The 12,773-nt window shown below is 69.1% G+C and carries 13 protein-coding genes; 2 read left to right on the top strand and 11 right to left on the bottom strand.

The features are described 5' to 3' along the window. Positions 1 to 85 precede the first annotated feature (85 nt). Genes DBR34_RS12185 through DBR34_RS12170 form a run of 4 tightly spaced genes read right to left on the bottom strand, consistent with a single transcriptional unit; the run spans position 86 to position 3,749 of the window. Positions 86 to 856, bottom strand: a complete 771-nt coding sequence (locus tag DBR34_RS12185) for a pseudouridine synthase (protein WP_258223869.1) — start codon at positions 854 to 856, stop codon at positions 86 to 88. Between the two features lie 10 nt (positions 857 to 866). Continuing rightward, on the bottom strand, positions 867 to 1,451 hold the full coding sequence (locus tag DBR34_RS12180) for a class I SAM-dependent methyltransferase (protein ID WP_128096986.1): 585 nt from the start codon (positions 1,449 to 1,451) through the stop codon (positions 867 to 869). Between the two features lies 1 nt (position 1,452). Beyond that, positions 1,453 to 3,111 carry a ubiquinone biosynthesis regulatory protein kinase UbiB gene (gene ubiB / locus DBR34_RS12175; protein ID WP_128096985.1) on the bottom strand — a complete coding sequence of 553 codons (1,659 nt, stop codon included), beginning with the start codon at positions 3,109 to 3,111 and terminating at the stop codon, positions 1,453 to 1,455. Then, positions 3,108 to 3,749 (bottom strand): SCP2 sterol-binding domain-containing protein, encoded by a 642-nt coding sequence (locus DBR34_RS12170; RefSeq protein WP_128096984.1) that lies wholly within the window; start codon positions 3,747 to 3,749, stop codon positions 3,108 to 3,110. Before DBR34_RS12170 ends, ubiB begins: the two co-directional genes overlap by 4 nt. Positions 3,750 to 3,892: 143 nt before the next feature. Here DBR34_RS12170 and ddlA point away from each other — a divergent pair, with 143 nt between their 5' ends. Next, complete coding sequence (gene ddlA, locus DBR34_RS12165) at positions 3,893 to 4,999, top strand: D-alanine--D-alanine ligase (protein WP_128096983.1); 1,107 nt, start codon at positions 3,893 to 3,895, stop codon at positions 4,997 to 4,999. Between the two features lie 81 nt (positions 5,000 to 5,080). On the opposite strand, the gene DBR34_RS12160 is transcribed toward ddlA, so the two are convergent. The 3 genes from DBR34_RS12160 to oleC all read right to left on the bottom strand — a co-directional run bounded on the left by DBR34_RS12160 (position 5,081) and on the right by oleC (position 7,960). Continuing rightward, on the bottom strand, positions 5,081 to 5,236 hold the full coding sequence (locus DBR34_RS12160) for a DUF1328 domain-containing protein (protein ID WP_038691201.1): 156 nt from the start codon (positions 5,234 to 5,236) through the stop codon (positions 5,081 to 5,083). A gap of 61 nt (positions 5,237 to 5,297) precedes the next feature. Next, positions 5,298 to 6,308 carry a 2-alkyl-3-oxoalkanoate reductase gene (oleD, locus tag DBR34_RS12155; protein ID WP_128096982.1) on the bottom strand — a complete coding sequence of 337 codons (1,011 nt, stop codon included), beginning with the start codon at positions 6,306 to 6,308 and terminating at the stop codon, positions 5,298 to 5,300. Beyond that, positions 6,305 to 7,960, bottom strand: a complete 1,656-nt coding sequence (gene oleC, locus DBR34_RS12150; RefSeq protein ID WP_128096981.1) for an olefin beta-lactone synthetase — start codon at positions 7,958 to 7,960, stop codon at positions 6,305 to 6,307. The genes oleD and oleC overlap by 4 nt, the downstream gene beginning before the upstream one ends. A 103-nt stretch (positions 7,961 to 8,063) precedes the next feature. On the opposite strand from oleC, the gene DBR34_RS12145 reads away from it, so the two are divergent. Continuing rightward, a complete protein-coding gene (locus tag DBR34_RS12145) occupies positions 8,064 to 8,489 on the top strand; it encodes a YkgJ family cysteine cluster protein (RefSeq protein WP_038691207.1) in 426 nt (141 codons plus the stop codon). Between the two features lie 65 nt (positions 8,490 to 8,554). Here DBR34_RS12145 and DBR34_RS12140 read toward each other — a convergent pair whose 3' ends face one another. From DBR34_RS12140 to DBR34_RS12125, 4 genes are all read right to left on the bottom strand, one after another. Next, positions 8,555 to 9,445 (bottom strand): alpha/beta fold hydrolase, encoded by an 891-nt coding sequence (locus DBR34_RS12140; RefSeq protein WP_128096980.1) that lies wholly within the window; start codon positions 9,443 to 9,445, stop codon positions 8,555 to 8,557. Positions 9,446 to 9,507: 62 nt separating this feature from the next. Then, a complete protein-coding gene (locus DBR34_RS12135) occupies positions 9,508 to 10,524 on the bottom strand; it encodes a 3-oxoacyl-ACP synthase III (RefSeq protein ID WP_038691210.1) in 1,017 nt (338 codons plus the stop codon). Between the two features lie 114 nt (positions 10,525 to 10,638). Further along, entirely contained in the window at positions 10,639 to 10,956 is a 318-nt protein-coding gene (locus tag DBR34_RS12130; protein ID WP_128096979.1) for a DUF4156 domain-containing protein, read from the bottom strand. A gap of 243 nt (positions 10,957 to 11,199) precedes the next feature. Beyond that, positions 11,200 to 12,773 (bottom strand): pitrilysin family protein (locus DBR34_RS12125; RefSeq protein WP_258223868.1); only part of this gene is annotated, 1,574 nt, incomplete at its 5' end.

Here is a 12,773-nt window from a genome sequence, read left to right as displayed (position 1 = left end):
GCTCTACCCGGTTGGGTCCGGGGCACGTCCGGTTGGATCCGGGGCAGGCCCGGTCGGATCGCCGCAGATCCCGGTCAGACCCCGCTCAAACCCCTTCCCACCCCAACACATCCATCGCCTTGCGGAACTCCCCGTCCACCGGGGCGCTGACATCCATCGCTGAGCCATCGGGGTGCGGGAAGCGCAGGCGTTCGGCGTGCAGCAGCATGCGGTGGACGCCCTGCATGCGGAAACTGCGGTTGTGCCGGCCATCGCCGTGGCTGGTGTCGCCGATCAGGTGATGCGACAGGTGCTTGAGGTGGCGGCGGATCTGGCGGAAGCGGCCGGTCTGCGGCTGGCAACGCAGCAACGCGTAACGCGAGGTCTCGAACTCGCCGACGGGCACGGCGATCTCGCCCACGGCCACGCGCTGGAAATGGGTGATGGCCTGCTTCTTGACCGGCTTGCCGGGGCCACCGTCGAGGTCGTGGTCGACGGTAAAGGCCTCCTCGGCCGGCCAGCCACGGCAGATGGCCAGATAGTCCTTGGTGACGTCGCCGCCCATCAACGCCTTGCCCAGCACGCTGGCGCTTTCGCGGTCGAAGGCCAGCAGCAGGCAGCCACTGGTGGCGCGGTCCAGGCGGTGTACCAGGAAGATCGGCTTGCCGAGCTGCTCGCGCAGGCGGTCGGCGAGGAAGTCGTCTTCGCCACGGGCCAGTTTGCTGTCGTGGACCATCAGCCCGGCGGGCTTGTTGACCACGGCCAGGCGGTCGTCCACGTGCAGCAGCTGCAGCGGGGCCGCGTCGGCGGTGGCGGGGAATGCGGTGTCGGTGTCGTTCACCGACCGATTATCCCCGCCGCGCGCGGGCAGCGCCATCGGCGATGATTCAGGCGGCGCTGCGTACCGCGATCAGTTCGCCGTTGCCGATCGGCACCAGCACGCACTGGAACTGCGGATCGGCGCGCACGCAGGCATCGAAGGCCGCCATCTGTTCGGCGTGCGAGACCGCGTTGTCGACCACCAGCAGGCCACCGGGCCGCAGCACCCGGCGCAGCTGCGGCCACCAGCCCAGGTACTGGCTGCGTTCGGAATCCAGAAACAGCAGGTCGATGCTGTCGTCGGCCGCTGCATTCAACCATGCGCCGGCCTCGGCGTGGACCAGCGCGATATGTGCACCCAGCCCGCTGCGGTCGAAGGTGCTGCGCGCCAGCGCGACCTTGTCGGCGGCGTGTTCCAGCGTGGTGACGTGGCCACCCACCGCGGCGGCGGCCTCGGCCAGCCACAGCGTGGAATAGCCGTTGGAGGTGCCGATTTCCAGTACCCGGCGTGCGCCGGTGGCACGCACCAGGACCCCCAGCAACGCACCGGTGTCGGGCGTGATGTTGAGCATGCGCTGGGCACGCGCGGTGTGGGTGGCGTCGTTGTCGGCGCCGAAGCGGGCCAGCTCCTCCTTGAGCGCCTGCAGCGTCATGTCAGCGCCGCCACCAGGCGCTGGCCAGCGAGAACAGGCCGGCCGCGCCGCTCACCCAGCTCCACACCGGCGCATCGCCGAAGTACCAGCCACCCGGCTGCATGCCATACAGCACCGCCGCCACGATCAGCAGGCCAACGCCGGCGATCGCGGCCACCGCACGCTTCTGCAGCTTCTGCAGGTTCGTGTTGAGCGCCACCAGGTCCTGCGAGCGCATCGACAGCTCGTGCCCGCCTTCCACCTGCTGCTTCAGCCAGGCGTGCACCAGCCGCGGCATGTCCGGAGTGTGGGTCATGATTTCCGGCAGCCGCTTGCGCAGCTCCTTCAGTACCCGGCGCGGGCTGTAGCGTTCGCGCAGGATGCGTTCCAGCACCGGTCGCGCCACCGCCCAGATGTCCAGTTCCGGGTCGAGTTGGCGGCCCACGCCCTCGATGTTGAGCAGGGTCTTCTGCAGCAGGATCAGCTGCGGCTGCAGGGTCAGTTCGTAGCGCTGGGCCACGCGGAACAGTTTGATCAGCACTTCGGCGAGTGAGATCTGCGACAGCGGGCGGGTGAAGTACGGTTCGCAGACCGACCGCGCCGCCGCTTCCAGCTCGTCGATGCGCACGTTGTTGGGCATCCAGCCGGCTTCAACGTGGAGCTCGGCCATGCGCCGGTAGTCCTTGTTGAAGATGGCCATGAAGTTTTCGGCGAGGTAGTACTGATCCTGCTCGGACAGCTGGCCCATGATGCCGAAATCCAGCGCGATGAAGCGCGGGTTGTCACGCCGGGCCGGATCGATGTCGACCCAGATGTTGCCGGCGTGCGCATCGGCGTGGAAGAAGTTGTCGCGGAACACCTGGGTGTAGAACACCCGCACGCCCTTGGCGGCCAGTGCCTTGCGGTCGATGCCGGCCTTGTCCAGCGCGGCGATGTCGTCCGACGGAATGCCCCATACGCGTTCCAGGGTGAGCGCGCGCTCGGCGGTGTGGCTCCAGATCACTTCCGGCACGTACAGGTCGTCCGAGTCGACCCAGTTGCGGCGCAGCACGCTGGCATTGGCGCCTTCGCGCTGCAGGTCCAGTTCGGCGGCCAGGGTGTTCTCCACTTCGGCCACCACTTCGCGTGGGCGGATCTTGTCCGCGCGCGGGTGGGTGCGCTCGACCAGCGCGGCCGCGGAGTTGAGCAGCGCGATATCGGCGCCGATCTGCTTTTCGATGTCCGGGCGCAGCACCTTGACCACCACCTGGCGGCCATCGGCCAGGGTGGCTGCGTGCACCTGTGCGATCGAGGCCGAGGCCAGCGGCTGCAGGTCGAAGCTGGCGAAGGCTTCGCTGACCGGGCGGCCCAGCGCCTGCTCGACGATGCGCTGCGCGGTGGCACCGTCAAACGGCTTCACCCGGTCCTGCAGCAGGGTGAGTTCGTTGGCGATGTCGGCCGGGATCAGGTCGCGGCGGGTGGACAGGATCTGCCCGAACTTGACGAAGATCGGGCCGAGGTCCTGCAGCGCCAGGCGCAGGCGCGCGCCGCGCGACTGGACGGCGATGTCGGCCGACGCGCGCGGCACGAACGGCTTGGCCAGGCGCAGCCAACGCTCGGCCACGGTGCCTTCCAGCAGGTCGTCCAGGCGGTAACGCAGGATCACGCGGCCAATGCGGGTGGCACGGAACATCGCCTTCATGCGCGCACCTGGCGCAGGCGCTGCACGCGCACGGCAATGCGTTCCACATCGTCACGCATCACATCCACGTCGTCGTGGAAGGCTTCCAGTTCTGCTCGCGGTACCACGTCGCGGGACTCCTCGGTGACAAATTCAGCGGCGCTGTGCGCCAGGTCGGACGCGCCGCGGCGCGCATGCTGCAGTGCCGAACGCAGGCTGTTGGCCACCTGCACCCCCAGCACCTCGCCGAACACACGCACGAACGGCTGCTGCCAGTCCGGATCGAAACGGCTCGCCAGCTGCTGCAGCCGGCGCGCCAGCTCGGCATCGCCGGAGACCTTGACCCGCCCGGCCGGGGCGCTGCCGCCACGGCGTGCATGGGCCAGGAACGGCAGTTGCGCCAACACCCCACCCAGCGTGCTGCGCACCGCCAGGTCCGGTTCCTGCTGCGGGTCCACCGGGCCCACCGTCAGCCGCTCCCCGTCCACCCCGATGCGCATCGCCAGCGCGGGCGATTCCAGGGTGAGGGCGATGTGGCGGCCATCCAGCGCGGCCAGTGCGCCCCGGGTGTCCGGGTCCAGCGCCAGCGCGCGGTTGAGCGCCAGCTGCAGCGCATTGCCGGCCAGCGGCTTGAGGGAACTGAGGAGGGAACGGGCCATCGGTGCATTCTAACCGGCCCGTGGCAGGCCGGGACCGTCGCCACGGTGCCCAGCCTGACGCGTGGATGAAGGCCGTGTGCGCCATGGCGCGCGGACCGGTTCATGCTAGGAGCCCACATACACACCAAGGAGCAGCAGCAGGCATGGGCAAGACGCGGGTAGGCATCATTTTCGGTGGCCGTTCGGCCGAGCATGAAGTGTCGTTGCAGTCGGCGAAGAACATCGTCGATGCGCTGGACAAGGAACGGTTCGACGTCACCCTGATCGGCATCGACAAGCAGGGCCAGTGGCATGTGAGCGACCCGCAGGCTTTCCTGCTCAATGCCGAGGACCCGGCGCGGATCGCGCTGAACCCCTCAGGCAATGCGGTGGCCGTGCATCCGGGCGTGGCGCGCCAGCAGCTGGTGCCCACCGACCCGGCCACCGCGCTGGAACAGATCGACGTGGTCTTCCCGATCGTGCACGGCACGCTGGGTGAGGACGGCTCGCTGCAGGGCCTGCTGCGCATGGCCAACCTGCCCTTCGTGGGCGCCGGCGTGCTGGGGTCGGCGGTGGCGATGGACAAGGACGTGGCCAAGCGCCTGCTGCGCGATGCCGGCCTGGCCGTGGCCCCGTTTGCCTGCTTCAACCGCGCCAGCGCGGCCAACGCCGATTACGCCGCGCTGGTGGCGCAACTGGGTGCGCCGCTGTTCGTCAAACCGGCCAACCAGGGCTCGTCGGTGGGCGTGAGCAAGGTGCACAACGCGCAGCAGTTCCATGAGGCCCTGGCGCTGGCGCTGTCCTACGACCACAAGGCGCTGGTGGAAACGGCCATCGACGGCCGCGAGATCGAGTGCGCGGTGCTGGGCAATGAAACGCCCGAGGCCAGCGTCTGCGGCGAGGTGGTGGTGCACGACGAATTCTATTCGTATGACACCAAGTACATCCGCGAGCACGGGGCCGACGTGGTGGTGCCGGCGGCAATCAGCGACGCCGACCAGCAGCGCATCCGCGCCATCGCCGTGCGTGCCTACCAGGCCCTGGACTGCGCCGGGCTGGCGCGGGTCGACGTGTTCCTGGGCCGCGATGGCCAGGTGGTGATCAACGAGATCAACACCCTGCCCGGCTTCACCCGGATCAGCATGTACCCCAAGCTGTGGGCGGCCAGCGGGCTGGGCTACACCGCCTTGATCACCCGCCTGCTGGAACTGGCGCTGGAGCGGCATGCCGGCGAGCGTGCGCTGCAGAGTTCCATTACGACGACGGCCTGACCCCCTTTCGAGGATCAGGCCGTCGTCAGGCGCCGCTGGGCACCCCGCGCTGGAGAGAGGTAGCGCGGGCTGCCCGGCGGACTACCCTCGCTTGCGGAACATCGACACCACCGCCAGGATCAGGAACACGACGAACAGGATCCAGGCGATGTTACTGGCAGCGCCGGCGATGCCGGAGAAGCCGAGCACCGCCGCGATGATGGCGATGACGAAAAAGATTACGGCGTAATGCAGCATGTCGATCCTCGCGTAATGCGTGCCGGATTGGCGTGCTGCAATCTTCACCAAACCGCGGTGTTCAGGAAGTGATGGCGCCCTCTGCGCGCGATGAAGACTTCAGCCTCGTGAGGCCTTCGTCAATGCTCACCTGTGGCACGTAGCCGAAGTCGCGGCGCGCCGGTTCCATGCTGTACCAGTGCGGCGTGCACAGCTGCTCGGCAAGGAAGCGGGTCATCGGCGGTTCGCCGCGCAGGCGCAGCAGCGGCCACAGGCGCTCGGCCACCGCGCCGATGCGGTAGGCGGTCTTGAAGCTGATCGACTTCTCCACCGCCGGGGCGCCCACGGCCGCCATCAGCTTGTTGAGCAGCTCGCGCATCGGCAACGGTTCGCCGTTGGAGATGAAGTACGCCTTGCCCGCGCATGCCGCGCCCGGGGCGAGGTGTTCGAAGGCCAGGAAATGGGCCAGCGCGGCATTGTCGATGTAGGTCGTATCGACCAGGTTGGTGCCGTCGCCGACGAAGCGCAGCCGGCCCGCGCGCGCGCGTTCGGCCAGGCGCGGCACCAGCTGCTGGTCGCCCGGGCCCCAGATCAGCCGCGGGCGCAGCGCCACGGTGGCCAGGGTGGCATCGTTGGCGGCCAGCACACGCTGTTCGGCGAGGGTCTTGGTGGCCGCGTAGGGCGCCTGGAAGTCTTCGCCGTAAGGCACTTCGTCGGCCCCCAGCCCTTCCACCGGATGGGTGGCGCGGTGGGTCACGCTGGGCGTGGAGGTGTAGATCAGCCTGCCCACGCCGTGTTCGCGGCAGGCGGCAATCACGTTGTCGGTGCCCACCACGTTGGCCTGGAAGTAGCTGTCATAGCTGCCCCATGCGCCGGCCTTGGCCCCGTTGTGGAACACCGCATCGACCCCGGCCACGGCGTGCCGCACGGCATCGGCATCGGCCAGGTCGCCGCGGATCTGGCCCACGCCCAACGCGGCCAGCGGCGGGTAATCGCCCCGGTTGAAACTGAGCACCTGGTGGCCACGCTGCACCAGCCCGCGGCACAGCGCCTGCCCGAGGAAGCCACCACCACCGGTCACCAGGATTTTCATGCGTGCGTTTCCACTTGGGTTGCGGCCCAGATGGCCAGCTTCTCGCGGCCGATCTTGGCGTTGTGGCGGATGTCCACCGGGAAGCCCGGGTGCATCAGGAACTGTTCGATGCGGGTGGTGTGCGCATGCGCGTCGGCCTCGTGGCGCAGGCGCTCGCGCAGCGCGGGGGTATCGGCCGCGCCGGGCTGCAGCTCCACGCACAGCACCGGCCGTTGCCGGCCAGCGGGGCCAACGCCGACCAGCGCGGTGCGGGCGATGCCGTCCAGCGCATTGAACACCGGCTCCACCTGTTCGGTGTACAGCGGGCCGTGCGCGGTTTCCAGCCGCTGGGTCTTGCGCCCGCAGAACCACAAGCGGCCCTGCGCGTCGAAGTAGCCCACATCGCCCATGCGGTGCACCACCTGGGTGCGGCCATCGGCCAGCGTTTCGCTGATCTTGGCCGCGGCGGTGGCCTGCGGGCGGTTGAAGTAGCTGTCGGTGGCGGTCGGGCCGGCCACGGTGATCTCGCCCACCTCGCCTACCGCCAGTTCGCGCACCTGCGACCACTGCGGCAGCGGCGCGTCGTCGATGGCGATGATGCGCACCTGGTTGGGCGCCACCACGCGGCCCACGCAGGTACCGGCACCGGCCTCGGTGGCCTGGCGCGTGCTGTCCAGCTCGCGGCCTTCGATGACCGCCACCGGCAGGCACTCGGTGGCGCCGTACGGGGTCCAGAACTGGGCATCGTCGGGCAGCAGCCGGCGGATCCGCGCCACCACGTCCGGCGGCACCGGGGCACCGGCCGAGGTGACCCGGCGCACGCCGTGCAGCGGCTGGCCATGGTCGGCCAGCACGCGCATCAGCGCCGGCGAGCCGAACAGCTGGGTGATGCCGAAGCGGGCAATGGCGTCGTGCAGCTTGCGCGGGTCGGCCTTGGCCGGCCGCGTGGGGTCCATGTCCGGGATCACCGAGGTCAGGCCCAGCGCCGGGTCGAACAGGGCAAACGGCGGGAAGGTCGGCAGGTCCACGCCGCCGGCCTCCATGCCGAAGGCGGCGCGCAGCAGCTCGACCTGGCCCACGAAGTGGCGGTGGCGGTAGACCACGCCCTTGGGCACCCCGGTGGAGCCGCTGGTGAACAGGATCGCGGCGACATCCTCGCCATCGGTGGCCGCCATCGGCTGCGGTGCACGCGCGCCCTCGGCCTCGATGCGGGCCAGCGTGGTGCCGCCCCACCCCCAGCGCCGCCCCACGGTCACCAGCGTCTTCACCCCCGGGCACCAGCGCAGCACCAGCCGCGCCACGTGGGCCAGGCCGATGCCGATGAAGGCCTGCGGCTGGGCCTCTTCCAGGCACTGCTTGAGCGCGCGCTTGTCGATGCCGGGGTCGACCAGCACCGGCACCGCGCCGTTCTTGAACAGCGCGAACATCAGCAGGAAGAATTCCGGGGACGGCCGCACCATCACCACCGCGCGCACGCCACGGCCGATGCCATGGGCAGCCAGGCCGGCGGCCAGGGCGTCGCTGCGCGCGTTGAGGGTGCGGTAATCCAGGGTGACGTCATAGGCCGCCATGCCGCCGGGGCCGGGCGTTCCCGGGCAGCGGATGGCAATCTGGTCGGGGCGCTCACGGGCCAGCTCGGGCAGGCGGGCGGCGATGTTGACGGGGCTGTTCATCCGTTCATTGTCGCCGCTGCAGAAAAATCTTGCGCGACGGCCAACGGCGTGGAAAATTCGCGCCCTTCCCTCCTGCTCGATTGCCGCCCAAGGCCGGTACCCCATGTCCCATCCCTGCCTCACCTGCGGCGCCTGCTGCACCCAGTACCGTGTGGCGTTCCACTGGATGGAATCGGACGAGGTCACCCCCGGTGGCGTGCCGCATGAACTGACCCAGGTGCTGGACCCGCACCGGCTGTGCATGCGCGGCACCCTGTCCAAGCCGGTGTACTGCGTGGCGCTGGATGCGGAGATCGGGGTGTATTCCCGCTGCACCATCCACCCCAACCGGCCCAGCGTGTGCCGCGAGGTGGACGCCTCGTGGGAGTACGGCAAGGCCAGCCCGCAGTGCGACAAGGCGCGGGTGGCGCACGGCATGCCGGCCCTGACCCTGGCCGATTGGCGCTGGCGGGACGCGGCGGACAACGACGATGACCATCCCGACGACAACGGCAGTTCGCCGGCCCCGCAGGCGCCGATCGCGGCGTGAGGTGGGGTGCCGATCCGACCGCGGGTTGATGGGCAGGTGACGACCGTGGGTCGTCACGCCATCGGTCAGAGCGGGTTGGCGTCCAGGAACGCCCGGATCTTCGGCACCAGCACCTCGTGCTTGTCTTCCAGCACGTAGTGCCCGGCATCCTCGAAGGCATGCACCTGGGCCTGCGGCAGCGCGGCCTGGAAACCGGCCAGGAAGTGGTGGTCGAACACGAAGTCGCGCAGGCCCCAGCCGATGAAGGCCGGGCGGTCGGCGAACGACGGCAGCGCCTGGCCGGCACGCTCCAGCAGCGACCAGGCCTTGTCGGCCGGCGACAGCGGGATGTCCTGCATGAAGCGGATGGTGCTGATGCGGTTGGCATAGCTGTTGTACGGCGACACGTAGGCACGGCGCACGTCGGCTGGCATCTTGCGCTCCACGCCCAGCCAGGAGGCGCCGGAGGAGAACGCGTTGAACGTGCGGATGATCCACTCGCCCACCGTCCAGTGCCGGCCCAGCGCGATCTGCCAGGGCATCTTCTTGGCCGCCGGCATCGGGAACGCGGCGGTGTTGAGCACCACCAGGCGCTTCACCTGCGCATGGTGCGACAGCGCCCAGCCGAAGCCGATCATGCCGCCCCAGTCGTGCACGGCCAGGGTGACCGGGCCGGTGATGCCCAGGTGCCGCAGCAGCGCGTCCAGGTCGTCCACGCGCGACTGCAGCGTGTAGTCGTAGTGCGCGTCATCGGGCTTGTCCGACAGGCCCATGCCGATGTGGTCCGGCACGATGCAGCGGTAGTTATCCGAGAGCCCGGCCACCAGCGTGCGCCAGTAATAGCTCCACGACGGGTTGCCGTGGACCATCACCACCACCTCGCCATCGCGCGGGCCTTCGTCGAGATAGTTCATCGACAGGCCGGGGCGCACCTCGAAGCGCTGCGGGTGGGCGGGGTAACCGGGAAGCTTGGACATCGGATCGCACCTGTAAAAAGGGCCGGTAGTACCGGCCCTTGGAAATCAACGCAGCGGTCTGCTTACCAGACCACTTCGGCCATCGAGCAGTTCAGGCCCGAACCGATGCCCAGCAGCGCGATGCGGTCGCCCTTCTTCAGGCGGCCCAGCTCCTTGAGCTTGCTCAGCACGATCGGCACCGAAGCCGGACCGATGTTGCCGTGCTCGCCGAAGATGGTCATGACCTTCTTCGGGTCGATGCCGAAGTTCTTGATGAACGCGGCGGTGTGCGGCTGGCTGACCTGGTGGATGACGAACTGGTCCAGTTCGTCCACCGCCCAGCCCAGCGCTTCGCGCGCGGCCACGAAGGTCTTCTGCGCCAGCTTGATGCCTTCGATCAGCAGCATGCGGGTGTCGGTGACCATGCGGTCCAGGTTGCCGCGGCACAGCTGGTTCCACTCGGTGGCCGAGCGGGTCACGCCACCGCGGTAACGCGGCGCGTCGGGCACCAGTTCGGTACGCGCCATCACCATGGCAGCGGCACCGCAGCCCAGGGTCAGGGCGGCCATCTCGTTGCGGAAGTCGTCGGCGGTCACGCCCGGCAGGGCCATGCGCTCGAGGGTCTTCTCGTAGACCAGGTTGGCGGTTTCGCCATCGACGATCAGGGCGTAGTCGATCTCGCCACGCTCCAGCATGCGTGCGGCGATATCCATGCCGTTGATGAAGGCCAGGCAGGCATTGGCGACGTCGAAGGTCATGCATTCGTCGCCCACGCCCAGGTTGCCCGAGACGATGCTGGCCGTGGACGGCTCCAGATAGTCGCGGCTGACCGAGGTGTTGACCAGCAGGCCGATTTTGTCGGCGCCGATGCCGGCGTCTTCCAGCGCCTTGCGGGCCGCCAGGGTGGCCGCGTCGGAGGCGAGCATGTCCGCGTCCCACAGGCGACGGGCGTGGATGCCGGCGATGTCGCCGAGCACGTCGGTACGGATGCCCAGACGATCCAGCGTCGGCTGCAGACGTTCGTTGATTTCCTTGGACGTCAGCGTGTGCGGCGCGTCGATGTGCGCCAGGCCGGCGATAGAGACATTCTTGAAGAGCATCAGTTAGCGCCAAGGCTCAGGCAAAGGGGGCGCTATTGTAAGCCGGCGCTGCCTTCACCGCACCTTTACGAATTCACGCCCGGGCGTATGGTGCGGCCGGGCGCCCTGAAGGGTTCAGCGCGGCGGGCACTGGAAGGCCAGGAAGCGCTGGCTGCCATCGGTCGGCTGGCCGGCGGCCTGGACGGCATTGGCCCCGGCGCTGGGGGCTTCATTGCGTGCCAGGGTTTCCAGTTCTTCCTGCACGCGCAAGGGGTTGCGGTTGTAGAAGCCCACCTTGCTCTTGACCGTCACCACCACCTCGCCCTTGGTCTGGCAGCCGCTGGGCACCTGCCCGGCCGGCAGCACGCGCACGGTCTTGCCCACCGGTTCGATCGGCACCCAGGTGCAGGCGGTGGCGCTGAGGGTGAGCAGGGAAAGCAGAAGAACGCGCATGTGGGGAACCTGGCTGGGCGACGAGAAAGGAGTGTGCGGGAAACGGCTGAATCGGGGGTGATGGGGTGCCGGGCCGAAGCCCGGCCCCCTGCGTTGCAGATCGGCATGGAGCCGGCCAGCGGCCGGCCCTACGCGTTTGCCTCTGGAGGAGAGCCCCCCTGAGTAAGGGGGGCGCGCCGAAGGCGCGGGGGTGTGGGTGCCGGTGAGATGGGGCCCACGATCCGCATGCGGATCGTGGGAGCGTCAGCGCGATTGCGCTGCCGCGTCCGCCACTTCCTTGCCGTCGGCGTCGATCACGTGGACCTCGCCGATGTTCAGCGCCCGGACTTCCTTCTCGGTCTGCTTCAGGTCGCCGACCACCACCCAGGTGAGGGTGTTGGGGTCCAGCGTGGCGGCCGCCTGCTGCACCTGCGCCGGGGTCATTGCCTCGATCTCGGCCTTGCGCTTGAACACATAGTCGTCCGGGCGCTGGTAACGCACGATGCCGCTGATGGTGCCCAGCACCGCGCTGGCGGTTTCATAGGCACCGGGCAGGCTGAGCGTCTGGATGTTGCGGATCCGCGCCACTTCCGCAGGCGTGGCCGGCTTGGCACCGCTGGCGAACTCGCGGATGTCCTTCTGCAGTTCCCGCATCGACTCGGCGGTCTTGTCGATCTGCACCGGTGCACGCGCGCCCCACGGACGCTGGCCCAGCGTGGCCGGCGCGCTGCTGCCCGCGCCGTAGGACCAGTGCTTTTCCTCGCGCAGGTTCATGTTCAGGCGCGAGGTGAAGTCGCCGCCGAGCACGCCGTTGGCAATGTCGAAGCGGGTGCTGCCCGGGTCCATCGCCGAGGGCACCAGCTGGCTGGCGAACAGGTTGGCCTGCACCGCGCCGGGCTGGTCGATCAGGTACACGCGGGCGTGGGTGGGACGGGGCACGTCGGCCGGTGCCTTGACCTGCGGCGCGGTGCCGGTGCTCTTCCAGTCGCCGAACTGGCGCTCCAGCAGCGGCACGATGTCCTTCAGGGTGGTGTCGCCCACCACGATCAGGGTGCCCTGTTCGGGGCGCAGTGCGTCGCGGTGGAAGGCCACCAGGTCCTCGCGGGTCAGCGACTGGATGTCCGCTTCATTGCCGCTGCCGGTGAACGGGATCGCATACGGATGCCCGGCGCCGTAGAGCAGGGTCGGCATCACCCGCATCGCGGCCGCGCTGGGGTTGACCTTCTCCTGCTGGATGCCGGCGATCCAGGTCGCCTTGACCCGGTCGATCTCGCCCTGCTCGAAACGCGGCTGGCGCAGCATGTCGGCATACAGGGCCAGCGACGGCGCCAGGTTTTCCTTCAAGGCCGACAGGTAGACGCTGGCACTGTCCAGCGACGCCGAGGCGCCCAGGTTGGCACCCAGTGCGTCGGCGGCGTCGGCGAACGGCAACGCGCCGAGCTTGCCGGCACCTTCGCCCATCAGGTCCATGGTGAAGTTGGCGGTGCCCTGCTTGCGCCCCTGGTCGGCGGTGAAGCCACCGGGGAATTCATAGCTGAACTGCACCACCGGAATGTCATGGCGCTCGGCCAGGATCACCTGGGTGCCGTTCTTCAACGTGGCGCGGTGCAGCTGCGGGAACTTCAGCTCCGGGAAGGTCCTGGTCTGCGGCACCCCGGTGCTGCGGTCCACCTGCTTGGGCAGGGTGGTGTACTTGGCATCCACGGCCGGCACGGTGAACGGCTTGGGCGACTGCGACGGCAGCTCGGCCAGCGCCACGCGCGCGCCCGGTTCCACCACGATGGTGTGGTCGCCCACGCCCAGCCACTTGGCGCCCACGGCACGCACGTCGGCGGCGC

The sequence above is a fragment of the Stenotrophomonas sp. HMWF003 genome (genome assembly GCF_003061285.1).
GTDB lineage: Bacteria > Pseudomonadota > Gammaproteobacteria > Xanthomonadales > Xanthomonadaceae > Stenotrophomonas > Stenotrophomonas maltophilia_AP.
The sequence above is the reverse complement of the archived record's forward strand: the minus strand, read 5'-3'. Positions and strand labels throughout refer to the sequence as shown.